23 protein-coding genes and 1 tRNA gene are annotated in these 21,620 nt (G+C 65.2%); 11 read left to right on the forward strand and 13 right to left on the reverse strand.

Annotation, left to right across the window (positions count from 1 at the left end; translation table 11 throughout):
• The first annotated feature begins 9 nt into the window (after nucleotides 1-9).
• Complete coding sequence (locus ACFZCE_RS09015; protein ID WP_390938120.1) at nucleotides 10-636, forward strand: response regulator; 627 nt, start codon at nucleotides 10-12, stop codon at nucleotides 634-636.
• 174 nt (nucleotides 637-810) lie between these two features.
• On the opposite strand, the gene ACFZCE_RS09020 is transcribed toward ACFZCE_RS09015, so the two are convergent.
• Both ACFZCE_RS09020 and ACFZCE_RS09025 read right to left on the reverse strand, forming a co-directional pair.
• Complete coding sequence (locus ACFZCE_RS09020; RefSeq protein WP_390938122.1) at nucleotides 811-2,010, reverse strand: methyltransferase; 1,200 nt, start codon at nucleotides 2,008-2,010, stop codon at nucleotides 811-813.
• Nucleotides 2,007-2,750, reverse strand: coding sequence for a transporter substrate-binding domain-containing protein (locus ACFZCE_RS09025; RefSeq protein ID WP_390938124.1), 744 nt, complete (start codon nucleotides 2,748-2,750; stop codon nucleotides 2,007-2,009). The genes ACFZCE_RS09020 and ACFZCE_RS09025 overlap by 4 nt, the downstream gene beginning before the upstream one ends.
• Before the next feature lie 408 nt (nucleotides 2,751-3,158).
• On the opposite strand from ACFZCE_RS09025, the gene gabP reads away from it, so the two are divergent.
• On the forward strand, nucleotides 3,159-4,541 hold the full coding sequence (gene gabP / locus ACFZCE_RS09030; RefSeq protein WP_390938126.1) for a GABA permease: 1,383 nt from the start codon (nucleotides 3,159-3,161) through the stop codon (nucleotides 4,539-4,541).
• A 75-nt stretch (nucleotides 4,542-4,616) separates the two neighbouring features.
• On the opposite strand, the gene ACFZCE_RS09035 is transcribed toward gabP, so the two are convergent.
• The 3 genes from ACFZCE_RS09035 to ACFZCE_RS09045 form a co-directional block, all read right to left on the reverse strand.
• Nucleotides 4,617-4,946, reverse strand: coding sequence for a hypothetical protein (locus tag ACFZCE_RS09035; RefSeq protein ID WP_390938128.1), 330 nt, complete (start codon nucleotides 4,944-4,946; stop codon nucleotides 4,617-4,619).
• Between the two features lie 101 nt (nucleotides 4,947-5,047).
• Nucleotides 5,048-5,500 (reverse strand): DUF3828 domain-containing protein, encoded by a 453-nt coding sequence (locus ACFZCE_RS09040; RefSeq protein WP_390938130.1) that lies wholly within the window; start codon nucleotides 5,498-5,500, stop codon nucleotides 5,048-5,050.
• 53 nt (nucleotides 5,501-5,553) lie between these two features.
• Nucleotides 5,554-6,012 (reverse strand): hypothetical protein, encoded by a 459-nt coding sequence (locus tag ACFZCE_RS09045; protein ID WP_390938132.1) that lies wholly within the window; start codon nucleotides 6,010-6,012, stop codon nucleotides 5,554-5,556.
• Between the two features lie 138 nt (nucleotides 6,013-6,150).
• Between ACFZCE_RS09045 and ACFZCE_RS09050 the strand changes: the two genes are divergently transcribed.
• Together ACFZCE_RS09050 and ACFZCE_RS09055 are read left to right on the forward strand one after the other, a co-directional pair.
• Entirely contained in the window at nucleotides 6,151-6,402 is a 252-nt protein-coding gene (locus ACFZCE_RS09050) for a type II toxin-antitoxin system prevent-host-death family antitoxin (protein WP_390938636.1), read from the forward strand.
• Complete coding sequence (locus tag ACFZCE_RS09055) at nucleotides 6,399-6,653, forward strand: Txe/YoeB family addiction module toxin (RefSeq protein ID WP_390938134.1); 255 nt, start codon at nucleotides 6,399-6,401, stop codon at nucleotides 6,651-6,653. The genes ACFZCE_RS09050 and ACFZCE_RS09055 overlap by 4 nt, the downstream gene beginning before the upstream one ends.
• A gap of 85 nt (nucleotides 6,654-6,738) precedes the next feature.
• On the opposite strand, the gene ACFZCE_RS09060 is transcribed toward ACFZCE_RS09055, so the two are convergent.
• The 4 genes from ACFZCE_RS09060 to ACFZCE_RS09075 form a co-directional block, all read right to left on the reverse strand.
• Nucleotides 6,739-6,814 (reverse strand) — tRNA-Phe (locus ACFZCE_RS09060).
• Between the two features lie 90 nt (nucleotides 6,815-6,904).
• Nucleotides 6,905-7,177 carry an oxidative damage protection protein gene (locus ACFZCE_RS09065; protein ID WP_390938136.1) on the reverse strand — a complete coding sequence of 91 codons (273 nt, stop codon included), beginning with the start codon at nucleotides 7,175-7,177 and terminating at the stop codon, nucleotides 6,905-6,907.
• A complete protein-coding gene (mutY, locus tag ACFZCE_RS09070; protein ID WP_390938138.1) occupies nucleotides 7,174-8,238 on the reverse strand; it encodes an A/G-specific adenine glycosylase in 1,065 nt (354 codons plus the stop codon). The genes ACFZCE_RS09065 and mutY overlap by 4 nt, the downstream gene beginning before the upstream one ends.
• Nucleotides 8,235-10,457, reverse strand: a complete 2,223-nt coding sequence (locus ACFZCE_RS09075; RefSeq protein ID WP_390938140.1) for an AsmA family protein — start codon at nucleotides 10,455-10,457, stop codon at nucleotides 8,235-8,237. The genes mutY and ACFZCE_RS09075 overlap by 4 nt, the downstream gene beginning before the upstream one ends.
• 354 nt (nucleotides 10,458-10,811) lie before the next feature.
• Between ACFZCE_RS09075 and ACFZCE_RS09080 the strand changes: the two genes are divergently transcribed.
• The 5 genes from ACFZCE_RS09080 (at nucleotide 10,812) to hisF (ending at nucleotide 15,489) form a co-directional block, all read left to right on the forward strand.
• Nucleotides 10,812-12,458, forward strand: coding sequence for an MFS transporter (locus ACFZCE_RS09080; RefSeq protein WP_390938142.1), 1,647 nt, complete (start codon nucleotides 10,812-10,814; stop codon nucleotides 12,456-12,458).
• A gap of 113 nt (nucleotides 12,459-12,571) precedes the next feature.
• On the forward strand, nucleotides 12,572-13,165 hold the full coding sequence (gene hisB, locus ACFZCE_RS09085; RefSeq protein WP_390938144.1) for an imidazoleglycerol-phosphate dehydratase HisB: 594 nt from the start codon (nucleotides 12,572-12,574) through the stop codon (nucleotides 13,163-13,165).
• Complete coding sequence (hisH, locus tag ACFZCE_RS09090; protein WP_390938146.1) at nucleotides 13,166-13,804, forward strand: imidazole glycerol phosphate synthase subunit HisH; 639 nt, start codon at nucleotides 13,166-13,168, stop codon at nucleotides 13,802-13,804.
• A 98-nt stretch (nucleotides 13,805-13,902) separates the two neighbouring features.
• A complete protein-coding gene (gene hisA / locus ACFZCE_RS09095) occupies nucleotides 13,903-14,640 on the forward strand; it encodes a 1-(5-phosphoribosyl)-5-[(5-phosphoribosylamino)methylideneamino]imidazole-4-carboxamide isomerase (RefSeq protein WP_390938148.1) in 738 nt (245 codons plus the stop codon).
• 78 nt (nucleotides 14,641-14,718) lie between these two features.
• Nucleotides 14,719-15,489 (forward strand): imidazole glycerol phosphate synthase subunit HisF, encoded by a 771-nt coding sequence (gene hisF, locus ACFZCE_RS09100; protein ID WP_390938150.1) that lies wholly within the window; start codon nucleotides 14,719-14,721, stop codon nucleotides 15,487-15,489.
• Between the two features lie 139 nt (nucleotides 15,490-15,628).
• Here hisF and ACFZCE_RS09105 read toward each other — a convergent pair whose 3' ends face one another.
• The 4 genes from ACFZCE_RS09105 to gpmI form a co-directional block, all read right to left on the reverse strand.
• Nucleotides 15,629-16,405, reverse strand: coding sequence for a divergent polysaccharide deacetylase family protein (locus ACFZCE_RS09105; RefSeq protein WP_390938152.1), 777 nt, complete (start codon nucleotides 16,403-16,405; stop codon nucleotides 15,629-15,631).
• Between the two features lies 1 nt (nucleotide 16,406).
• Nucleotides 16,407-17,756 (reverse strand): S41 family peptidase, encoded by a 1,350-nt coding sequence (locus tag ACFZCE_RS09110; protein ID WP_390938154.1) that lies wholly within the window; start codon nucleotides 17,754-17,756, stop codon nucleotides 16,407-16,409.
• Between the two features lie 38 nt (nucleotides 17,757-17,794).
• Nucleotides 17,795-19,102 carry a peptidoglycan DD-metalloendopeptidase family protein gene (locus ACFZCE_RS09115; protein WP_390938156.1) on the reverse strand — a complete coding sequence of 436 codons (1,308 nt, stop codon included), beginning with the start codon at nucleotides 19,100-19,102 and terminating at the stop codon, nucleotides 17,795-17,797.
• 101 nt (nucleotides 19,103-19,203) lie between these two features.
• Nucleotides 19,204-20,739 (reverse strand): 2,3-bisphosphoglycerate-independent phosphoglycerate mutase, encoded by a 1,536-nt coding sequence (gene gpmI, locus ACFZCE_RS09120; RefSeq protein WP_390938158.1) that lies wholly within the window; start codon nucleotides 20,737-20,739, stop codon nucleotides 19,204-19,206.
• Between the two features lie 195 nt (nucleotides 20,740-20,934).
• Between gpmI and ACFZCE_RS09125 the strand changes: the two genes are divergently transcribed.
• Entirely contained in the window at nucleotides 20,935-21,348 is a 414-nt protein-coding gene (locus ACFZCE_RS09125) for a rhodanese-like domain-containing protein (RefSeq protein ID WP_390938160.1), read from the forward strand.
• Nucleotide 21,349: 1 nt separating this feature from the next.
• Entirely contained in the window at nucleotides 21,350-21,604 is a 255-nt protein-coding gene (gene grxC, locus ACFZCE_RS09130; protein WP_390938162.1) for a glutaredoxin 3, read from the forward strand.
• Nucleotides 21,605-21,620 lie beyond the last annotated feature (16 nt).

Consider the following 21,620-nt stretch of genomic DNA (forward strand, 5'->3'; position numbering starts at 1 on the left):
AGCCACACCATGCAAACCGCATTCATCGCCGACGACCACCCTTTCATCCGCACGGTGGTGCGCCGCACCCTGGAGCGGGCGGACATTTCAGTGGTGGGCGAGGCCGGCGATGGCATCAGTGCGCTCAAGGGCGTGCGCCGGCTCGAGCCCGACCTGCTCGTGCTTGACCTCGATATGCCCGGCATCAGTGGCCTGCAGGTGCTCGACCGGCTGCTGACCCTGGCCCGCCAGCCCAAGGTGTTGGTGCTCAGTGCCCACCTCGGCGAGCACTACGGCCCGCGCTGCCTGCGTGCCGGGGCCATGGCCTACCTGTGCAAGCGCCATGGCCTGGAGCACCTGCTGCTGGCGGTCGAAGCGCTGCGCTGTGGGTTTATCTTCTTTGCCCGCGAGGCCAGCCAGATGGCGCCCCCTCGGGCGGAAGCGGCCAAGCACGCCGAAGTGCTGGCGGGGCTGTCGCCGCGCGAGCTGCAGGTGCTGCATTACCTGGCGCTGGGGGTCAGCAACGTGGGGATCAGCGGCATGCTCAATATCAGCAACAAAACCGTGAGCTCGCACAAGCGCCGGCTGCTACGCAAATTCGAAGTGCGCTCAGTGATCGACCTGGCCGAAATCCTCGAGGCGAACCGCCACCGCTGAATAGTTATTCACAATCGGTCTAAAGCGTTTTGCCTGCATGGGGATGGGCAGCGTGCCAGCAGCAAGCCCCGCCATGGGCGATCCGAGCGGGCCCGGCCAGGTGTTGAAGCGGCCTGCGGGCGCGCGCTTGGGTGCGCGTTATCACAGGTTTACGCACAGAGTTATCCACAGGTTTCAACGCCGCTCGGCGAGGATCATCACGTTGCGTGGCGTGAGCGCCGGAGGGCAAAAGGTGCCCACCTGCACCTGGTAGCCGGCCTCTTGCAAATACAGCGCGCGGTCCAGCACCAGCCACAGTTCCAGCGGGCGGCGGAACAGGTTGCGCAGCAGTTCGAGGTTGCGCACCTGGGCCAGCCGGGCCCAACCCTGCTGCTCGAGGTGCGCCCAGTCGGGCTCGGTGGCCACCGCCAGGCCCTTCACGGCGGCCATGTCGAGGCACCACTGGCGCAGCGGCTTGTGCAACCAGGCCACCGGCACCGAAGGGGTGTTCAGGTACCGGTCATGGCCGCCGAGGGCGCGCTGCCAGAGGTCGAAGGCCAGCCGGAAGGCCATCGATTGGTCGCGCTGGCGGCGCACATGGCGGCCGGCGGTGACCGCTTCACTGGCGGGCAGGGCGAGGTCTTGCCGGCTCAGGTGCAAACCGCTGGCCTGGCCGGCGCGGGATAACGGCTGGTATTGCTCGGCCTGGGTGCGGTTGTAGCAACAGGGGGCGATGGCCAGTTGCGGGTAGCCGGCCTGCCGGGCCAGGGCCAACAGGCGCAGGTGCAGGTCGCCACACGCGTGCAGCGCCACCGGCGTGCTGCCGGCCGGTACTTGCTCGGCGGCGCCGGCGGCGAGTACGTCCTGGGCCAGGTGCTGCACCGCCAGGCCGTGGCGTTCGCTCAGGGCCTGGCCGGCGCTGACCAAGGCTGGGTCCCACTCCAGGCAGCGCGCCGGGGCGCCACCGGCTGCCAGCCGGCGCGCCAGGTAACCTTTGCCGGCGCACCAGTCGAGCCACTGCCGCGTGGGCGCGGCAAACATCAGGTGGCTGGCGAAGGCTTCTATCTGCGCCCACTTGCGCCCGGGCACGCCAGTGGCCAGGCCCTGGGGCGGCGCGGCAACGGCGGCGCTGGGCAGGGCGGGCAGTTCGCACAGCGCCTGGGCGTGCTCGGCGAGGGCCGGGTAGGGCGCGGGGGCTGGCAGGGCGTACGGGTTGGCCTGGGCGGCGTCGGCGTGTTCAACGCTGTGCTGGCGCAGCCAATCGGCCAGCGCCGGGTGCTGGCGCTCCCAGGCGCAGGCCAGCACGGTGAACGGCGCCGGGCGCCACAGCCCCTGGTGCTCACTCAAAAACCGCCCCAGCGCCTCGAAGTGCCCCTGTAGCCCCGCTGCGTTCATCGGATGCTGAACGGGAAATACTTGTCGTTGATGCGCTTGAAGGTGCCGTCGGCGATCACATCCTTGAGCGCGAGGTTCAGGCGCGCGCGCAGGGTGTCGTTCTGGCGCACGGCGATGCCGATCTGGTCGCTGTTCTCCACCGGGTCGCCCTTGAGCTCGTAGCGCTTGCCGGCGTCGGTGCGCAGCCATTCGTAGGCGGCGTACTTGTCGGTCAGGGCGGCGTCGATCTGGTCGGTAGCCAGGGCGTTGTAGAGGTCGTCCTGGTTATCGAACAGCTGTACGTCGGCCACCTGGCTGGCGTTGCCCTGCACCCATTCGGCGGCCAGGGTTTCGCGCTGGGCGCCGATCTTCTTGCCCATCAGGCTGGCGGGGTCATTGCTCACGGAGGTTTCGGGCGCGGCGAGGAACTGCAAGCGGTTCTCGTAGTAGGGGTCGGTGAAGTCGACGATCTGCTTGCGCTCGGGGGTGATCGACAGCGACGACATGATGAAGTCGAACTGGTTGGCGTCCAGTGCCGGGATCAACTGGTCGAACGGCACCACCACGATCTCGCACTCGACCTTCATCTTGGCGCACAGCGCCTGGCCGAGGTCGGCGTCGAAGCCGACCACCTGGCCGCTGTCGTCGGTGTTGTTGAACGGCGGGTGGTTGGCTTCCATGCCCATGCGCAGTTTCTCCGCGGCCTGGGCGCTGCCGGCGGCGAGGAGGGGGATGAGCAGCCAGGCGAAAAGTCTCAGCATCTACACGTGCTCCACGAAAAAAACGATCCAGTTGCAGCCTTCGACAGCGTTTAGTGCAAAAACATCACGCGTGGCAACGGCCAATGGCGAAAAAAGCCTTGCGCCGCACACTGCACCCGGTTGCGCCGAGCGGTTGCACCGTTTTTGTTCCAAGGTGTTACCCTTGCCTCGAATTGGTGCGATCATGCGCCCGTTTTTGGGAATTCCGGTAATAGCGGTTTTCTCGGGCCTGTGTTGCAAAGGGCCGCTGAGGGCCCTGGAAGGCCCGCAGGGCTTGGCCCAGGGCCTTCAGGGGAACATTCTGGCTTGAATCTTGCGTAAATTATTCGCAACGGCGTGTTGTTTTCTTTTTACGAAAAGCTGCAGTGCCCGCCGGAGGTTCGCTTTTTCCTGCTGAAGGTAAGTCCTATGAGCAATACACAAAACAACGGCCTGGCACAGGGGCTCAAGCAGCGCCACGTGACCATGCTCTCTATCGCCGGGGTAATCGGCGCGGGCCTGTTCATCGGCTCGGGCAAGGCGATCGCTGCCGCGGGCCCCGCGGTACTTCTGGCTTATGCCGCTGCCGGAACACTGGTGGTATTGGTGATGCGCATGCTCGGTGAAATGGCCGTCGCGCAACCCGACACCGGTTCGTTCTCCACCTACGCTGACCGCGCCATTGGCCACTGGGCCGGCTTTACCATCGGCTGGCTGTACTGGTGGTTCTGGGTGCTGGTCATCCCACTGGAGGCCAACGCCGCCGCGGCCATCCTGCATTCGTGGTTCCCGGGCATCGAAATCTGGGTATACACCCTGGTCATCACCATTGCCTTGACCATCACCAACCTGTTCAGTGTGAAGAACTACGGCGAGTTCGAGTTCTGGTTCGCCTTGCTCAAGGTGCTGGCGATCATCGGCTTCATCGTCGTTGGCCTAGTCGCGATGTTCGGCTGGTTCCCAGGTAGCCAGGTGTCTGGCATCAGCCACCTGACCGATACCCAGGGCTTCATGCCCAACGGCCTCGGTGCGGTGGTGGCGGCCATGCTGACCACCATGTTCTCGTTCATGGGTACCGAGATCGTGACCATCGCCGCGGCGGAATCCCGCGAGCCGGGCAAGCAGATCTCCAAGGCCACCAACTCGGTGATCTGGCGGATCTTCCTGTTCTACCTCGTGTCGATCTTCCTGGTCGTGGCGCTGGTGCCGTGGAACTCGCCAAGCCTGCCGCAGATCGGCTCGTACCAGGCGGTGCTCGACCTGATCGGCATCCCCCACGCCAAGCTGATCGTCGACCTCGTGGTACTGGTTGCCGTGACCAGCTGCCTGAACTCGGCGCTGTACACCTCGTCGCGCATGCTGTTCTCGCTGAGCAAGCGTGGCGACGCCCCGGCTGCTGCCCAGCGCACCTCGCGCGCCGGCACCCCGTACGTGGCCGTGCTGCTGTCGACCGCCGCGGCCTTCGCGGCAGTGTTCGCCAACTACGTGGCCCCGGCCGAGGTGTTCGATTTCCTGATCGCCAGCTCCGGCGCCATCGCCCTGCTGGTGTACCTGGTGATCGCCTTCTCGCAGCTGCGCATGCGCCGCAACGCCGAGGCCCGCGGTGAGCAGCTGCAGTTCCGCATGTGGCTGTTCCCAGGCCTGACCTACGCGGTGATCGTGTTCATCATCGCCGTGCTGGGGGTGATGGCCATGGGCGAAGGGCACCGTTCCGAGATCGTCGCGACTGGCATCCTCACCGTGGGTGTGGTGGTGGCTGGGTTGATCGTTGATCGCCGCCGCAAGGCCGGTGCCCCAGTAGCCGCCGGCTGACGGGCTGGCCCTCCCGCCGGGCACAAAAAAGCCGCCACCCCGATCAGGGTGGCGGCTTTTTTCATGCCTGGGCGGTTACCAGCCGCCGCGGTGCCAGTACGCTGGCGGCGGCGGTGCCGGTTGGTAGTACACCACCCGTGGGCGCGGTGGCGGCGGCGCGTAGTACACCGGGCGCGGCTGGTAGTACACCGGCTGTGGCGGTGCGCGGTAGTAGCCGCGGTCATAGTGGTCGCGGTGATGGTGCCCACCGTTGTCGAGCGAACCGGCGATGATCGCCCCCACTGCGGCACCGGCCAGGGCCGGGACGATCACGTCGCTGGGCTGCGCCGAGGCGTTGGTGGATGCCACCCCGGCGCCGATCAGGCAGCCAGACAGCAGCAGAATTTTGGTCATCTTCGAAAACATGGCGTTCTCCTTGGGCGACTTAACCGTTCGCCGTAGGTGTATGAAACCCCGAAGGCGTGTAAGGCGCTGTCTGGAAAACGTAAAGGTTCGGTAAACCCGCTTCAGTCCGGGGTGATGCCGGTCTTGATCGGGTCGACCTTGGTGATGCGCCAGCCGTCCTTGCCCTTGGCAAGGGTCACGCTGACGATCACGCTGTTGTCCTGGGTGGTGCCCAGGGTGACTTCTTCGGTGGCGCTGCTGGCCTTGGCGCTGCGCTCAACCACCTTGATGTGGGTCAGCCAGGTGTCGTCGTAGTCCTGGGACTTAACGAAGTAGTCCTCTTCCAGGCCCTCGTCGCTGTTCATCTGCTTGCGCAGGTCATCGAGCAGGGCGTCGGCCACGTACTGCTTCATCTGCGCCACGTCGTCGTTCAGCGGCGCTTGGTCCTTGCTGAAGCTGTCCATGTACCAGGCGTAGAACTTTTCGGTGGTCTGCCGCGCCGACCAACTGGCGTCGGCCAGGGCGAAGGCAGGTTGCAACAAGGTCAGGGCGAACAGTACGAGCAGCCGTTTCATCGAAGTTCCTTACGGGCGTGGAAGGGGCAGCGAACGCGCTGATTCTCCAACGATCAGGCGCGCGCGGCAATCGCTTCGGAAGCCGCCACGTAGTCACGCTGGAACGCTTCGCTCTCGAGCCATTCCACCGCCTGCTCGTCGTCGACGTTGTCGCGCCACTGCTTGTAGCTGATCAGGAAGCCGAAGATGAAGTCGGTGAGGTCTTGCTCTTCCCAGATCTGCACCAGGCGCAGCATCGGCGGGATGGTCAGGAACGCCTCGCACAGCGCCTGCTGGCCCTTGGCATGCTCGGCAGCCAGGGTTTCGAACAGCTCGACCAGCTCGCCGCTGTCTTCCATGGCCGACAGCAGGGTGTCGGGGGTGATGTTGCCCTGCTCGTTCAGCGGGTCGTCCGATGGCACCGCGGCAAAAGGATCACGGCGCTCGCCACCACTGTTGCGGGCGATGCGCTTTTCCTTGGCCTTGGTCGAGGCCCGGCGCTTTTGTTTCTGCTGTTTGCGAGGGGAGGGCATGGGGGTGTCCTTCTGGAAGAATGCGGGGCGTTGCAGAAGCTAAACGTCACCGAGGAGGTTCAAATGTTCGCACGCTTGACGGCGCAATGTGGGGGTGCCAAAACTGTACAGGTTTCTGTACTTGCAGAGGAGGCGCAAATGGACGCTATTTCTTACACGGCGGCCCGGGCCAACCTGGCTAAAACGATGGACCGCGTATGCGATGACCACGAAGCACTCATCATAACCCGGAATGGCCAGCCGTCCGTGGTCCTGATGGCGCTGGACGACTACCAGGCCCTGGCCGAAACGGCCTACCTGCTGCGTAGCCCGGCCAATGCCAAGCGCTTGATCAAGGCGATCGAGCAACTGGAGGCCGGTGCGGGCGTTGAAAGGCCCCTGGCTGAATGAGGCTGATTTTTTCAGATGCTGCGTGGGAAGATTACCTCTACTGGCAAGCACATGACCGCAAGGTCCTTCTTAGAATCAACGCGCTGATCAAAGAGGCGCAGCGGCAGCCTTTTGAAGGGCGGGGCAAACCGGAGCCGCTGAAGCACGCCTTGGCGGGATATTGGTCAAGGCGCATCACCGATGAGCATCGGATGGTCTACAAGGCCATTGGCGGCGACCTGGTGATTGCGCAGCTGCGTTATCACTACTAAGCAGCGCATGGGGTGCGGGGCGCCACGCCTGGCCAATGAAAAAAGCCCCCGACATCTCACGATCTCGGGGGCTTTTCGGTATGAGTGGTGCCCAGGGACGGAATCGAACCGCCGACACGGGGATTTTCAATCCCCTGCTCTACCGACTGAGCTACCTGGGCAACGGGGCGCATTAAACGGGTTTTTCAGGGGCGCGTCAAGCGCGAGTTGAAAAAAATTTCAATTAATCCCGCCGCTTACGCCCGCGGGCCTCATTCAGAGGGCGGCACGTAGCCGTCAGCCTTGGCGTATTCCTCGCCGGAGAGGAATTTGTCCATCTCCTGGGTGATGAATTTGCGGTCTTCGGCGTTCATCATGTTCAGGCGGCGTTCGTTGATCAGCAGGGTTTGGTGCTTCTGCCAGTCGGCCCAGGCCTTCTGCGACACGTGGTTGTAGATGTCTTCGCCTTTCGGGCCCGGGTAGGGCGGGCGTTCCAGGCCGGGCAGTTGTTCGTTGTACTTGCGGCACAGTACGGTGCGGGTCATTGCGGTTCTCCAGTGAGGGCCTCGGCGGCGTGCTTGAGCAGCTTCTTGACCGGGGCGGCCAGGCCCAGGCGTGGCGGGGTGGCGAGGTTATACCAGAGCCAGTCGGCCTCGACCACGGGCGCGGCGTGGGCCTGCACCCGCACCAGCCAGGGCTCGATGGCCAGTTGGAAGTGGCTGAAGGTGTGGGTCAGCCCCGGCAGTTGGCGGGCGCCCAGTTGCACCAGCGCGTGCTGTTCGACCAGGTGCTCGATGTCGGCCACGGTGTCGAGCTCTGGCAGGCTCCACAGCCCGCCCCAAAGGCCGCTGGAGGGCCGCCGGTAAAGCAGGATGGCGCCGCTTTCGTTGGCCAGCAGCGGCATCAGCGTGCTGCGATGGGGGATCGCCTTGCGCGGCTTGGGTTCGGGGAAGCGGCCCTGTTCGCCGAGCAGGTTGGCGCGGCAGCCCTGTTGCACCGGGCACAGCAGGCAGGTGGGCTTGCTGCGGGTGCACAGGGTGGCGCCCAGGTCCATCATCGCCTGGGTGTAGTGGTTGGCCCGGGCCTGGGGGGTGTAGCGCTCTGCCGTGGCCCACAGGGCCTTGGCCACCGCCGGTTCACCGGGGTAGCCATGCTGGGCGGTGAAGCGCGCCAGCACGCGTTTCACGTTGCCGTCGAGGATCGGCGCGCGCAGGCCCATGCTGATGCTGGCGATCGCCCCGGCGGTGGAGCGGCCGATGCCGGGCAGGCTTTGCAGTTGCTCTACATCGCGGGGGAATTCCCCGCCGTGCTCGCGCACCACCTGCTGCGCGGCCTTTTGCAGGTTGCGCGCGCGGGTGTAGTAGCCCAGGCCTGTCCACAGGTGCAGCACTTCGTCTTCAGGCGCCTCGGCCAGCGCTTGCACGGTGGGCAAGGCCTCCATGAAGCGGTCGAAGTAGCCCAGCACGGTGCTCACCTGGGTTTGCTGCAACATGATTTCGCTCACCCACACCCGGTACGGGGTGATGCCCTGTTGCCAGGGCAGGTGGTGGCGGCCGTGGGTGTCGTACCAGTCCAGCACGGCGCCGGAAAACTGCTCGGGGCTCATCGGTTGAACAGCCCCTTGAGCGCGTCTTTGACTTGCGGGCTCACTTTATCTCCGAGTTTTTCGTCGAGCTTGTCTTCAACGCGGTTGCGCAGCAGTTGCGCGCCCACGCTGGCCAGCCCCTGGCGGTCGATGCGGCAGGCCTTGGCGCCCAGTTCCAGCGGGCCACGGCAGCGGATCGGCACTTCGATGTTGGCGAAGCGGTCGTTCACCTGGCAGGCCGGGTCGGGCAGGTCGCTCTTGTCGCCTTCGACCACCACGCCCACGGTGTAGTCCATGCCCAGGGTGCGCAGGTCGATGTCGCCCTGGCCGTTCACGCTCAGGCCGTTGATCGCTGCTTTGAGGTCTGGGTTGTTGGCCACGCCGTTGCGAATGCTCAGGCTGCCGGCGAGCTGGCGGAAGGCGGTGTCTTTGCCGCGTGGCTCGCTGCTCAGGCTTTTCTGGTTGAGGGTGGCGATGCCCTGGCACAGCTGTTGGTCGAGGTTGGCATTGACCAGCACGCCGTTCTCGAGGGTGAAGCGGCCGTCGCCATTGAGGCTGTCGACCAGCGCTTTTTGGCTGTTGCCGCTGGCGCTGAAGTCGCTGTTCAGGGTCAGCGCGCCGCGCACCGGTGGCTCGGGGTTCTGGGCCTTCAACACTAGCTCTACCGGCACCCGTTGCAACTGGGTTTGCAGGGCCAGTTTGGGGGTGTCGCCGCGGGCATCGAGGGTGCCGTGGGTTTCGAAGCGGCCGTTGGCAATCTCGCCGCCGAGGGTTTGCAGGGTGGCCAGGCCGCCTTGGCTTTGCGCCTTGAGCACGGCGTTGTCGATGGCGAGCTTCTTCAGCGTGAGCTGCCCGAAGGCCAGGTCGGCGTTCAGGTCCAGGCTGCGCAGGCGCTCGACCGGCAGCAGGCGGTCATCGCTCCAGGCGCCCTTGCTCGGTGCATCCGGCAGCGGCGTAGTGCCGGCGCCGGCCACGGCTTGCTCCTCGGTGCCTTGCACCTCGGCCTTGCGCGCGGCGGCCTGGCCTTCGGCGTTTTTGCTCGCTGGCGGCAGGTAGCGGTCGGCGTTGAAGCGGTCGGCCTTGAGCTGGGCGCGCACGGCTTGCTTGGCGAAATCATCCACGGCCAGGCGGCCATTGAAAGTGGCGCCGTCTACCTTGGCGGTGAGGTCTTCCAGGGCCAGGCTGTTTTTCGAGCCTTGCAGCCGTGCGACCAGCTCGACCGAGGTCAGCGCGGCCGGGTCGGCGGTGGCGGGCAGGGGTTGGGCCAGGCCGTCGAGGAAGGCGCGCAGGTCGAACTGGGCGATAGACAGCGCGCCAGAAAGCTGCGGGTCGCTGTCGAGGTTGCGCAGGTGCAGCTCGCCGAGAGCGCGCATCTGGTTGGCGGCCAGCTTCAGGTTGCTCCAGTCCGCCACGTTGGCGGCCAGGTCTGCCAGCAGTTGGCCCTGGGTCGAGAAGGTCACGGTCTTGCCTTGCAGTGGCTCGCCAGACACCTCGCCAGACAACCGCATGTCTTCGAACTGGTAACGCTTGAGCGCGCGGTCGAAGCGCAGTTGCCCGGCCAGCTCGGTGCGGGCGCGCATCTGCGGCAGGTTGGTGCCGATAAAGGCGGTCAGCTTGAGCGGAATGTCCGCGCCCTCGTGCACCGCGCCGGTGCTCAGCTGGATGCTTTCAGCGTTGAAGTTGCGCCCGCTTTGCTCGTCGCTGTAGCTCACGGTGGCGTTGTTCACCGTCAGGCTGTCGATGTCGAGCTTGACCGGGCGCTCGTTGCTGGCGGGTTTTTCCGCCGCGGGGTCGCTGCCGGCGGGCTGGCCGCCGGCAGGGGCATCGGCGCTGGCCAGGGGCTTGCCGATGTCTTGCCAGTTGCCGTGGCCATTGGCATCGCGGGCCAGTTTCAGGTTCAGGCCCTCGACGCGGATGTCGCTCATCTGCACTTCCTTGCGCAGCAGCGGCAGCACCCGTACCGACAGCCCGAGCAGTTGCAGGTCGGCGAACGGCGTAGTGGGCTGCTGCAAGGTGGCCACGCTGGCGTCGTGCAGCTCAAGGCCCAGCCAGGGGAACAGGCTCCAGCCGATGTCGCCGTTGAGGGTCAGCTCAACGTGGGCCTTGTCACGGGCCAGTTGGCGGATTTCGTCTTTGTAGTCGTTGGGATCGAACAGGTGGGTCAGGGCGAAGCCCAACGCTACCAGGATCAGCAACAACCCGAGCACGAAGATCCCCATTATCTTGCCGAAGGCTTTCATGGCGGGTCCTTGTCGGTCAGTTCTTAAAAGAGGGCGGCCCAGTATAGGCGCAGCGCCATCGTGGTTAAAACCACAGCAGCCTGGGACCGGCTGGCCGGCAGGCGGTTCCTGCATTGGCTAGGCTTGCGCCATGGGTGGGACTGGCCAACAGCGTCACAGAAGGGCGAAAAAGGTGCTGGCAGTTTGATTGTAACGGCTGAAACAAATGTTAACCTTGCGCCCGTTCTCGCGCCTCACTGCGGCAAACTGTCGCGTTTTTACCAAGCCTGCCGATAAAACGATCGTAGCCTTGCGTGCATGAAGATCGTGCGCGGCTTGGGAGGTATCGAGCCAATCTCATCTGGGGGAATAATAATGAGCTCTAGCAGTTCGAACGGCGACCAGGCCGTTCAAGCGTCTTTTCTGTCGAAAGAACGCATCATCGCCAAGCCCGGCTTCAACCGCTGGCTGGTACCACCGGCCGCGTTGGCCATCCACCTGTGCATCGGCATGGCCTATGGCTTCTCGGTGTTCTGGTTGCCACTGTCCAAAGCCATCGGCACGGCATGCCCGGCCGACATGAGCTTCATCAGCCAAGTGTTTTCGAGCACCTGCGATTGGCCCATCTCGCTGTTGGGCTGGGTCTACACGCTGTTCTTCATCTTCCTCGGCTGCTCGGCGGCCATCTGGGGTGGCTGGCTGGAACACGCCGGGCCACGCAAAGCCGGTGTGGTCTCGGCCATTTGCTGGTGCGGCGGCCTGCTGCTCTCGGCGCTGGGCGTGTACACCCACCAAATCTGGCTGATGTGGGTCGGCTCCGGGGTGATCGGCGGTATCGGCCTGGGCTTGGGTTATATCTCGCCGGTGTCGACGCTGATCAAATGGTTCCCAGACAAACGCGGCATGGCCACTGGCATGGCGATCATGGGCTTTGGTGGCGGCGCGATGGTCGGCGCCCCCCTGGCGACCACGCTGATGGGTTACTTTGCCGCGCCGGGTAATGTTGGCGTGTGGCAAACCTTCCTGGTGATGGCGCTGATCTACTTCATCTTCATGATCGGCGGCGCGCTCACCTACCGTGTGCCGCCTACCGGCTGGAAGCCCGAGGGCTGGACCGCCCCGGCGAAAAAAGCCAGCGGCATGATCACCGACCGCCACGTGCACGTCAGCGTGGCCTGGAAAACCCCGCAGTTCGCCCTGGTATGGCTGGTGCTGTGCCTGAACGTTTCGGCCGGTATCGGCATCCTCGGCATGGCCTCGCCGCTGCTGCAGGAAGTGTTCGGTGGCCAGTTGATCGGCACCACGCTGTCGTTCAAGGAACTCAGCGCTGACCAGCTCAAGCAGGTCGCCGCGATTGCCGCCGGCTTCACCGGCTTGCTCAGCCTGTTCAACATCGGCGGGCGGTTCTTCTGGGCGTCGTTCTCCGACTACATCGGCCGCAAGTACACCTACTTCGTGTTCTTCGCCCTGGGCGCCGCGCTCTACGGCCTGGTACCGAACCTTGGCCACCTGGGCAACGTAGTGCTGTTCGTCACCGCGTTCTGCATCATCCTGTCGATGTACGGCGGTGGTTTTGCCACGGTACCGGCCTACCTTGCCGACCTGTTCGGCACGCAAATGGTCGGCGCCATTCACGGCCGCCTGCTGACCGCCTGGGCCGCCGCCGGCGTGCTGGGCCCGGTGTTGGTCAACTACCTGCGTGAGTACCAGCTCAAGGCCGGTGTCGCCCCCGCGGCGGTGTACGACAAAACCCTGTACATCCTGGTCGGCCTGCTGGTGGTGGGGTTCATCTGCAACGCCCTGGTGCGGCCGGTGGCCGACAAGTACTTCATGACCGACGAGCAACTGGCCGCCGAGCGCGCCATCGGCCATGACAAAACCGCCGCTGGCGCCAGCAACGCGCTGGAATGGCACGCCGCGCCAGGCACCCGCCCGGTGGTGATCGCTGCCTGGCTGGCCGTGGGCATCCCGCTCGCCTGGGGTGTGATCGTCACCCTGCAGAAGGTCGCTGTACTCTTCTGACCCTCGATTGCCCGCCCGCCGCTTGGCGTGGCGGGCAATTGCCGCTGTATAGAACGCCCGGATGGCCTTATAATGCCCGCCTTTTCGCCCCATGATTCATTGCGGAGCTGGTGATGGCCGAACGTAAGGCGTTCGTCGAGCGCGACACCCTGGAAACCCAGATCAAAGCCTCGATCAACCTGGATGGCACCGGAAAGGCCCGGTTCGATATTGGCGTGCCTTTTCTTGAGCACATGCTCGACCAGATCGCCCGGCACGGGCTGATCGACCTGGACATCGAATGCAAGGGTGACCTGGCCATCGACGACCACCACACGGTCGAAGACGTCGGCATTACGCTGGGCAAGGCATTTGCCCAGGCAGTCGGTGACAAAAAAGGCATTCGCCGCTACGGCCATGCCTATGTGCCGCTCGACGAAGCGCTGTCGCGCGTGGTGGTCGACTTCTCCGGCCGCCCCGGCCTGCAGATGCACGTGCCCTACACCCGCGCGGTGGTGGGCCGGTTCGACGTCGACCTGTTCCAGGAGTTCTTCCAGGGCTTCGTCAACCACGCCCAGGTGACGCTGCACATCGACAACCTGCGTGGTACCAACACCCACCACCAGATCGAAACCGTGTTCAAGGCCTTTGGCCGCGCGCTGCGCATGGCCGTCGAGGTCGACGAGCGCATGGCCGGGCAAATGCCTTCCACCAAGGGTGTGCTGTAAATGCAAACGGTAGCGGTGATCGACTACGGCATGGGCAACCTGCACTCGGTGGCCAAGGCGCTGGAGCACGTGGGCGCCGGCAAGGTGCTGGTCACCAGCGACGCCAAGGTGATTCGCGAGGCCGACCGCGTGGTGTTCCCCGGTGTGGGCGCGATCCGCGACTGCATGGCCGAGATCAAGCACCTGGGCTTCGACAGCCTGGTGCGTGAAGTCAGCCAGGACCGCCCCTTCCTCGGTATCTGCGTGGGCATGCAAGCCTTGCTCGAGCGCAGCGAAGAGAACGGCGGGGTCGATTGCATCGGCCTGTTCCCCGGCCAGGTGCGCTTTTTCGGCAAAGACCTGGTGGAAGGCGGCGAGCACCTGAAGGTGCCGCACATGGGCTGGAACGAGATCCGCCTGGCGGTCGACCACCCGCTGTGGCACAGCATCCCCGACATGGCGCGGTTTTATTTCGTGCACAGCTACTACATCCAGGCCGGCAAGCCCGGCCAGGTGGTGGGGCGCGGGCACTACGGCGTCGATTTCGCCGCGGCGCTGGCCGAGGGCTCGCGCTTCGCCGTGCAGTTCCACCCTGAAAAAAGCCACACCCATGGGCTGCAGTTGCTGCAGAACTTCGTGGCGTGGGATGGGCGCTGGTAGCGCCCCACGTTTCGAGCCGTAAGCTGCAAACGATCGCGCCGCCCTTGGGCTGGCCGCTTGTAGCTTGCCCCTTACCCCTGCTTGTCAAAGGTGTTCTTATGCTGATCATCCCCGCCATCGACCTCAAAGACGGCGCCTGCGTACGCCTGCGCCAAGGCCGCATGGACGATTCCACGGTGTTCTCCGACGACCCGGTGAGCATGGCCGCCAAGTGGGTAGACGCCGGCTGCCGCCGCCTGCACCTGGTCGACCTGAACGGCGCCTTTGAAGGCCAGCCGGTCAACGGTGAAGTGGTCACCGCGATCGCCAAGCGCTACCCGACCCTGCCGATCCAGATCGGCGGCGGCATCCGCTCGCTCGAGACCATCGAGCACTACGTCAAGGCGGGCGTGAGCTACGTGATCATCGGCACCAAGGCGGTCAAGCAGCCGGAATTCGTGACCGAGGCCTGCAAGGCCTTCCCGGGCAAGGTGATCGTCGGCCTCGATGCCAAAGACGGCTTTGTCGCCACCGACGGCTGGGCCGAGGTCAGCAGCGTGCAGGTGATCGACCTGGCCAAGCGTTTCGAAGCAGACGGCGTGGCGGCGATCGTCTACACCGACATCGCCAAGGACGGCATGATGCAGGGCTGCAACGTGCCCTTCACCAAGGCCCTGGCCGAAGCCACGCGCATCCCGGTGATCGCCTCTGGCGGCATCCACAACCTGGGCGACATCAAGGCCCTGCTCGAGGCCGGCGCCCCCGGTATCATCGGCGCCATCACCGGCCGTGCCATCTACGAAGGCACCCTGGACGTGGCTGAAGCACAGGCGTTTTGTGATAATTACGCGGGCTAGCGCCCGGAGTTTTTAGTGGCAAGCTGCAAGCTACAAGTGCTTGCAGCTTGAAGCTTGCCTCTCTACCGGAGAACCTCAATGGCCCTGGCCAAGCGCATCATCCCTTGCCTGGACGTCGACAACGGCCGGGTGGTCAAGGGCGTCAAGTTCGAGAACATCCGTGATGCCGGCGACCCGGTGGAAATCGCTCGCCGTTACGACGAGCAGGGTGCCGACGAGATCACCTTCCTCGACATCACCGCCAGCGTCGATGGCCGGGACACCACCCTGCACACCGTCGAGCGCATGGCCAGCCAGGTGTTCATCCCGTTGACCGTCGGCGGCGGCGTGCGCACCGTGCAAGACATCCGCAACCTGCTTAACGCCGGTGCCGACAAGGTGTCGATCAACACCGCCGCGGTGTTCAACCCGGAGTTCGTCGGCGAGGCGGCGGCGCGTTTTGGTTCGCAGTGCATCGTGGTGGCCATCGATGCCAAGAAGGTCTCCGCCGAGGGCGAAACCCCGCGCTGGGAGATTTTCACCCACGGCGGGCGCAAGCCCACCGGGCTCGACGCGGTGGAGTGGGCGAAAAAAATGGAAGGCCTGGGGGCCGGTGAAATCCTCCTGACCAGCATGGACCAGGACGGCATGAAAAACGGCTTCGACCTCGGCGTGACCCGCGCCATCAGCGATGCGCTGGGCATCCCGGTGATCGCCTCGGGGGGTGTGGGCAACCTGCAGCACCTGGCCGACGGGGTGATCGAAGGCCACGCCAGCGCCGTGCTGGCAGCGAGCATCTTCCACTTTGGCGAGTACACGGTGCCCGAGGCTAAGGCCTACATGGCGGCGCGGGGGATCGTGGTGCGGTGATCGGCTTCAGGGCCCATCGCCCGGCACAGCCGGAGTGCCGGACCACGGCCTCCCACCAGATTTGTGTAAGTGCTTGAGTTACGAGCCAACACGCTACCCGTGGGAGGCCGGCTGTGCCGGGCGAAGGGCCCTTCGCCTGTTACTGCGGGTAAACCCCACCCTTGCCATGCCCGCCCATGGCCTGGTTGCCCCGCTCGGCAATCAGCTGCCGCACGGGTATCCACCGCACCCCTTCAGCCTGAAGCTTCGGCAACTCGCGCTCGAGCACATCCAGCGTGACCGGGTAGGGGTGGCCGATCACCAAGGCTGAACCCTGCTTCTTCGCCAGGCGGATCGCCGCTTGCAACTGCCCGCTGATGGCCTCCGCGGTGCGCGTGTCGTCGAGGAACACGTCCCGCGAGGCACTGGCCAGGCCGATCGCCTGGGCCTTGGCGGCGGCCACGGTTTTGGCGCTGGTGCGGCTGTCGATAAAGAACATCCGCCGCTGCTGCAGGGTGGCCATCAGTGCCGCCATCGCCTCGGGCTGTGAGGTCATCCGGCTGCCTTCGTGGTTGTTCAGCCCGGCGGCGTAGGGCACCGCCTTGAACGCGGCCAGCAGGCGGGCTTGCAGTTCTTCGGGGGAAAGGGCTGGGTGCCAGGCGAAGGGGCCGCCGGCGGGGTCCATCGGCATGTGGATGATCACCGTTTTACCCGCCTTGTGCGCCTGGCGGGCGAAGTCCGCGGCGTGGGGGGTGTCTGGCATCACCGCGAGGGTGACCGGCCCGGGCAGGTTCAGCGCGCGGGTATCGCGCACCGGGTTTTGCCCCAGGTCATCGATGATGATCGAAATGTACGCCGGCCCCTGGGCCAGCGCCGCGAGGGGCCAGCACGCCGCGAACAGCGCGGCGGCCAGCCAGGCCTTGAGTGCGCGGCGCATGTTAATTGCCGCGGGTCACCTTCAGGCCCTTGAGCAACGACAACGCCTGGCTGAGCTGGAAGTCGCTGTCTTGCGGGCGCGCCTTCTTGCCGTTGGTGGCCGGTGCGGCCTGGCGGCTGGGGCGGTCGGCGCCGCCGTTGCCGTTGCCCAGGTGGCCTTGCAGGTCGGCTTCCTTGAAGGTTTCGCTGTCGGATTCGGCGGTGACCTTGGCCTGGCGCACTTCAACGTCCGGAACGATGCCCTGGGCCTGGATCGAGCGGCCGTTAGGGGTGAAGTACAGCGCGGTGGTGATCTTCAGCGCGCGGTCGTTGGTCAGCGGCAGCACGGTTTGCACCGAGCCTTTGCCGAAGCTGTCGGTGCCCATCAGCACGCCGCGTTTTTGGTCTTGCAGGGCGCCGGCGACGATTTCCGACGCCGAGGCGCTGCCGCCGTTGATCAGCACCACCAGCGGTACGCCCTCGCTCTGGTCGACCGGGTCGGCGTTGAAGCGCAGCTCGGAGTTCGGCAGGCGGCCCTTGGTGTACACGATCAAGCCGGAGGTGAGGAAGTTGTCGGCGGTTTCCACTGCGGCTTGCAGCACGCCGCCAGGGTTGTTGCGCAGGTCCATCACCAGGCCGTTGAGCTTCTTGTTGCCGTTCTGTTTTTTCAGCTGGGCCAGGGCCTTGCTGACTTCCTCGCCGGTTTTGACCTGGAACTGGGTGATGCGCAGGTAGCCATAGCCGTCTTCGAGCAATTGGGCGCGCACGCTCTTGACCTGGATGATCGCCCGGGCGATGGTCACGTCGAACGGCTGGCCGCCATCGCGCACCAGGGTCAGGGAGATTTTCTCGCCGACCTTGCCGCGCATCTTGTCGACCGCTTCGTTCATGCTCTGGCCGCGGGTGGGCTGGCCGTTGATTTTCACGATCAGGTCGCCCGCCTGGATGCCGGCACGGCTGGCGGGGGTGTCGTCGATCGGCGAGACCACCTTGACGAAGCCGTCTTCCACGCCCACTTCGATGCCCAGGCCGCCGAATTCGCCGCTGGTGCTCTCTTGCAGCTCGGCGAAGTCTTCAGGGCCGAGGTAGGCCGAGTGCGGGTCGAGGTTGCTCAACATGCCCTTGATGGCGTTTTCCAGCAGGGTTTTGTCGTCGACCGGCTCTACGTAGGCCGCTTTGATGCGGTCCATGACCTCGGCGAAGGTGCGCAGTTCGTCCAGCGGCAGCGGGTTCTTCGCCGCCGGCGCCGGCGCGGTCACCGGGGAGGCCGCGGGCGCGGCGGCCGGCGCGGGGTCGGCGGCACGCGCCAGCGGCGCGGCGATCACCAGCGCAAGGGTGGCGGCCAGCGAGGTAAGGCGGGACGAATGCAGCATGTCGAACGAACTCCTGATCCTGGTTTACCGGTGCTGCGTTAACCGCGGCACCACTGTGCGGGGTCGGTCGCCCGACCTTGCTGGCGAATGGCGAAATACAGTGCTGGTGTGTCCTGCCCGCCGCTGGTGCCGACGGTCGAAATGGCGTCTCCGGCCTTGACCACGTCCCCGGCGCTTTTGAGCAGGGTCTGGTTGTGCCCGTACAGGCTCAGGTAACCGTTGCCATGGTCGAGAATGACGAGAAGTCCGGCGCCGCGCAACCAGTCGGCGAACACCACGCGCCCTCCGTGCACGGCGCGTACCGTTGCGCCGGCCGGGGCGGCGATCATCACGCCATCCCACTTGGTCCGTTCATCCGTGCCGCGGGTTTCCCCGTAGCGCGCCAACAATCGACCATCAACCGGCCATGGAAGTTTTCCCTTGGCCGCATCGAAAGCACCGCCATAGGTTTGCCCAGCGCTGGAGACCATCTGCCCGGGGCTGCGTTTCGGCGCGGCGGCGGGCTGTTCGTCGTCGTCGGCCGGTTTATTGCGGCTGGCGCTGGCGGCGGCTTCGCGGCGCCGGCGGTCTTCTTCCTGCTGGGCGGCGAGGGCGCGCTGGCGGGCTTCTTCGGCCTCGCGGGCCTCGCGGGCGATGCGCTCTTCGATGGCCTTGAGCACCTTGCCCAGCTCGGCTTGGTCCTCCTGGCGCGCCTGCAGCTTGCTGTCGCCGGCCTTGTATTGGTCGTTGAGCTTGGCCAGCGCCGCTTGGCGCTGCTGGCGGACCTTGTCGAGCGCCTGGCGCTGGTCGTCGAGCTGGCCTTGCTGCACCAGCTGCTGGGCCTGTTCGAGGGAGATCTGCTTTTCGACGTCGGCGAGCTGGCGCAGGGTTTCGTTGAAACTGCGCAACTGCTGCAGGCGCGCCTGGCTCATGTAGTCGTAGTAGGTGAGGGTGCGCGCGAACTTCTCTGGGTTCTGCTGGTTGAGCAGCAGCTTGAGATATTCCTGGCGCCCGCCCTGGTAAGCCGCGCGCGCCTGGATGGCGATCAAGCGCTGCTGTTCAGTGCGGGCGCCCTGGAGCTTTTTTTTCTCAGTGTCCAGGCGTTGAAGTTCGCTTTCGCTCTTTTTTAGTTCGGTTTGCAGGGCCTCCACCTGCTTTTGCAGCTTGCCCATCTCGGTTTCGGTGTCGCGGAGGTCTTTTTGCACGCCGGTACGCTCTTGCTGGATCTGCCCGAGCGTTTTCTGCAGGTCGGCGATGTCTTGCCGGGTTTTTTCGATTTGCTGCTGGGTTTGCGCGCGGTCGTTGTCGTCGGCCAGGGCCGGCAGCATCATGCACGCCAGTAAGCAGGCGAGAAGGGTGCGAAGCATCGAGGGGAGGGCACCGTATGGAGGGAAAGGCCTAGTATGCCCGCCCCGTAAAAATGTTTCGACAACAACCGGGGCGCGGGCGCGCCCCGGTGGGGCCGGGTTCAGGCGTCGGCGAGGATCGAGTGGCCGGTCATTTCCGCGGGTTTTTCCAGGCCCATCAGGAACAGCATGGTCGGTGCCACGTCGGCCAGCACGCCGCCTTCGCGCACGCTGACCTTGCGCTTGCCCACGTAGATGAACGGTACCGGCTCGGTGGTGTGCGCGGTGTGCGCCTGGCCGGTGCTTTCGTCTTCCATCATTTCGCAGTTGCCGTGGTCGGCGGTGATCAGCGCTTCGCCGCCAACCTTCTCCAGCGCGGCGGCAATGCGGCCCACGCAGGTGTCGAGGCATTCCACCGCCTTGGTGGCCGCGGCCAGCACGCCACTGTGGCCGACCATGTCGCCGTTGGCGTAGTTGACCACGATTACGTCGAAGCGCTGCTGCTCGATGGCCTCGACGATCTTGTCGGTCACCTCGGGGGCGCTCATTTCTGGCTGCAGGTCATAGGTGGCGACCTTCGGCGACGGGATCAGGATGCGCTCTTCGCCCTCGAAGGGCTCTTCACGCCCGCCCGAGAAGAAGAACGTGACGTGGGCGTATTTTTCGGTTTCAGCGATGCGCAGCTGGGTTTTGCCGTTGTTGGCCAGGTACTCGCCCAGCACGTTGTGCAGGCTGCTCGGGCCAAAGGCGGCCGGGGCCGGGATTTTCGCCGAGTATTGGGTCAGGCCCACATAGGCGGCCAGCTGCGGCTGGCGCTTGCGCGGGAAGTCGGCGAAGCCGTCTTCGACGAACACCCGCGACAGCTCGCGGGCGCGGTCGGCGCGGAAGTTCATGAACACCACGGCGTCGCCGTCTTCGACCTTGACCACCTCGCCCACGGTGGTGGCCTTGACGAATTCGTCGCTCTCGCCGCGCTCGTAGGCAGCCTGCAGGCCCTCGACGGCGATTTTTGCGTGGTGCTCGGCGGTGCCGTCGACGATCAGCTCATAGGCGGCGGCCACGCGGTCCCAGCGGTTGTCGCGGTCCATGGCGAAGTAGCGGCCGATGAGGCTGGCGGTGCGGCCCTTGCCCAGGCGGGCGAAGGTGGCGTCGAGCAGCTCCAGCGAGCCCTGCGCGCTTTTCGGCGGGGTGTCGCGGCCATCGAGGAAGGCGTGCAGGTAGATGTGCTCGGCGCCACGCTGGGCGGCCAGCTCGGCCATGGCGACCAGGTGGTCCTGGTGGCTGTGCACGCCGCCGTCGGAGAGCAGGCCCATGATGTGCACGGCCTTTTTGCCCTGCACGGCTTTGTCTACCGCGCCGCACAGCACCTCGTTGTTGAAGAACTCACCGTCGCGGATGGCTTTGGTCACCCGGGTGAAGTCCTGGTACACCACGCGCCCGGCGCCGAGGTTCATGTGGCCCACCTCGGAGTTGCCCATCTGCCCGTCGGGCAAGCCTACGTCCATCCCGGAGCCGGAGATCAAGCCATTGGGCTGGGTGGCCACCAGGCGATCGAGGTTGGGCTTTTTCGCCTCGTATACGGCGTTGTATTCGTGGCTTTCGCTGTGCCCGAATCCGTCCAGGATGATGAGGACCAGGGGCTTGGGCGTGGTAGTCATGGGCTCGGGCTCGCAGCTGTTATTGGAGGGCGGGTATTTTAGGGTAAAACACCCGCGCTTGACGAAAAACGTTGCATGGCTTGGCACAGACCCGCCAGCGCCCCCGCGGTTCCATGAAACTGCCGCTGGGCGGGCTTTGGCCGGCCCTGCCGGGTGTGTATACTGGCCGCCATTTTAACGCCGTGGAACCTGCTGATGGTCGCTCATCTGATCGAATTCGCCACCAATCACTACCTGCTCGTGGGCATTTTTGCCGTGCTGCTGGTGCTGTTGCTGCTCCACGAAATGCAAGGCGGTGGCCGTGCCCTCAGCCCGCGTGAACTGACCGCGCTGGTCAACGCCGAAAAAGGCGTAGTGATCGACATCCGCAACAAGAAAGACTTCTCCAGCGGCCACATCGTCGACGCGCTGAACATCCCGCAAGACAAACTCACCGCGCGCATGGCCGAGCTCGACAAGCACAAGGGCAAAACCCTGATCATCGTCGATGCCATGGGCCAGCACGCCGGCACCGTGTGCCGCGACCTGCTCAAGGCCGGCTATACCGCGGCCAAGCTGGGTGGTGGCATCTCCAGCTGGCGCGCCGACAACCTCCCCGTGGTGAAGTGATATGGCCAAGGTCGTCATCTATTCCAGCGACTGGTGCCCCTACTGCATGCGCGCCAAGGGCCTGCTCAACGGCAAGGGCGCCGACTTCGAAGAGATCAAGGTAGACGGTAAGCCCCAGCTGCGCGCCGAGATGGCCCAGAAGGCTGGCCGCACCTCGGTGCCGCAAATCTGGATCGACGGCCGCCACGTAGGCGGCTGCGACGACCTTTACGCCCTGGAGCGCGCCGGTAAGCTCGATGCGCTGCTGGGCCTTTGAACCTGTAAACCTCAAG

The organism is Pseudomonas sp. NPDC007930, assembly GCF_042958985.1.
Classification (GTDB): domain Bacteria; phylum Pseudomonadota; class Gammaproteobacteria; order Pseudomonadales; family Pseudomonadaceae; genus Aquipseudomonas.

Excerpts from the sequence above, each read along its gene's own strand:
- gabP (WP_390938126.1), top strand. The coding sequence starts at position 3,159 with ATGAGCAATACACAAAACAACGGCCTGGCACAGGGGCTCAAGCAGCGC.
- ACFZCE_RS09040 (WP_390938130.1), bottom strand. The coding sequence starts at position 5,500 with ATGAAACGGCTGCTCGTACTGTTCGCCCTGACCTTGTTGCAACCTGCC.
- ACFZCE_RS09015 (WP_390938120.1), top strand. The coding sequence starts at position 10 with ATGCAAACCGCATTCATCGCCGACGACCACCCTTTCATCCGCACGGTG.
- hisH (WP_390938146.1), top strand. The coding sequence starts at position 13,166 with ATGCAAACGGTAGCGGTGATCGACTACGGCATGGGCAACCTGCACTCG.
- grxC (WP_390938162.1), top strand. The coding sequence starts at position 21,350 with ATGGCCAAGGTCGTCATCTATTCCAGCGACTGGTGCCCCTACTGCATG.
- ACFZCE_RS09080 (WP_390938142.1), top strand. The coding sequence starts at position 10,812 with ATGAGCTCTAGCAGTTCGAACGGCGACCAGGCCGTTCAAGCGTCTTTT.
- mutY (WP_390938138.1), bottom strand. The coding sequence starts at position 8,238 with ATGAGCCCCGAGCAGTTTTCCGGCGCCGTGCTGGACTGGTACGACACC.
- ACFZCE_RS09020 (WP_390938122.1), bottom strand. The coding sequence starts at position 2,010 with ATGAACGCAGCGGGGCTACAGGGGCACTTCGAGGCGCTGGGGCGGTTT.
- hisA (WP_390938148.1), top strand. The coding sequence starts at position 13,903 with ATGCTGATCATCCCCGCCATCGACCTCAAAGACGGCGCCTGCGTACGC.
- ACFZCE_RS09045 (WP_390938132.1), bottom strand. The coding sequence starts at position 6,012 with ATGCCCTCCCCTCGCAAACAGCAGAAACAAAAGCGCCGGGCCTCGACC.
- ACFZCE_RS09025 (WP_390938124.1), bottom strand. The coding sequence starts at position 2,750 with ATGCTGAGACTTTTCGCCTGGCTGCTCATCCCCCTCCTCGCCGCCGGC.
- hisF (WP_390938150.1), top strand. The coding sequence starts at position 14,719 with ATGGCCCTGGCCAAGCGCATCATCCCTTGCCTGGACGTCGACAACGGC.
- ACFZCE_RS09115 (WP_390938156.1), bottom strand. The coding sequence starts at position 19,102 with ATGCTTCGCACCCTTCTCGCCTGCTTACTGGCGTGCATGATGCTGCCG.
- ACFZCE_RS09105 (WP_390938152.1), bottom strand. The coding sequence starts at position 16,405 with ATGCGCCGCGCACTCAAGGCCTGGCTGGCCGCCGCGCTGTTCGCGGCG.
- hisB (WP_390938144.1), top strand. The coding sequence starts at position 12,572 with ATGGCCGAACGTAAGGCGTTCGTCGAGCGCGACACCCTGGAAACCCAG.
- ACFZCE_RS09050 (WP_390938636.1), top strand. The coding sequence starts at position 6,151 with ATGGACGCTATTTCTTACACGGCGGCCCGGGCCAACCTGGCTAAAACG.
- gpmI (WP_390938158.1), bottom strand. The coding sequence starts at position 20,739 with ATGACTACCACGCCCAAGCCCCTGGTCCTCATCATCCTGGACGGATTC.
- ACFZCE_RS09075 (WP_390938140.1), bottom strand. The coding sequence starts at position 10,457 with ATGAAAGCCTTCGGCAAGATAATGGGGATCTTCGTGCTCGGGTTGTTG.
- ACFZCE_RS09065 (WP_390938136.1), bottom strand. The coding sequence starts at position 7,177 with ATGACCCGCACCGTACTGTGCCGCAAGTACAACGAACAACTGCCCGGC.
- ACFZCE_RS09035 (WP_390938128.1), bottom strand. The coding sequence starts at position 4,946 with ATGTTTTCGAAGATGACCAAAATTCTGCTGCTGTCTGGCTGCCTGATC.
- ACFZCE_RS09055 (WP_390938134.1), top strand. The coding sequence starts at position 6,399 with ATGAGGCTGATTTTTTCAGATGCTGCGTGGGAAGATTACCTCTACTGG.
- ACFZCE_RS09125 (WP_390938160.1), top strand. The coding sequence starts at position 20,935 with ATGGTCGCTCATCTGATCGAATTCGCCACCAATCACTACCTGCTCGTG.
- ACFZCE_RS09110 (WP_390938154.1), bottom strand. The coding sequence starts at position 17,756 with ATGCTGCATTCGTCCCGCCTTACCTCGCTGGCCGCCACCCTTGCGCTG.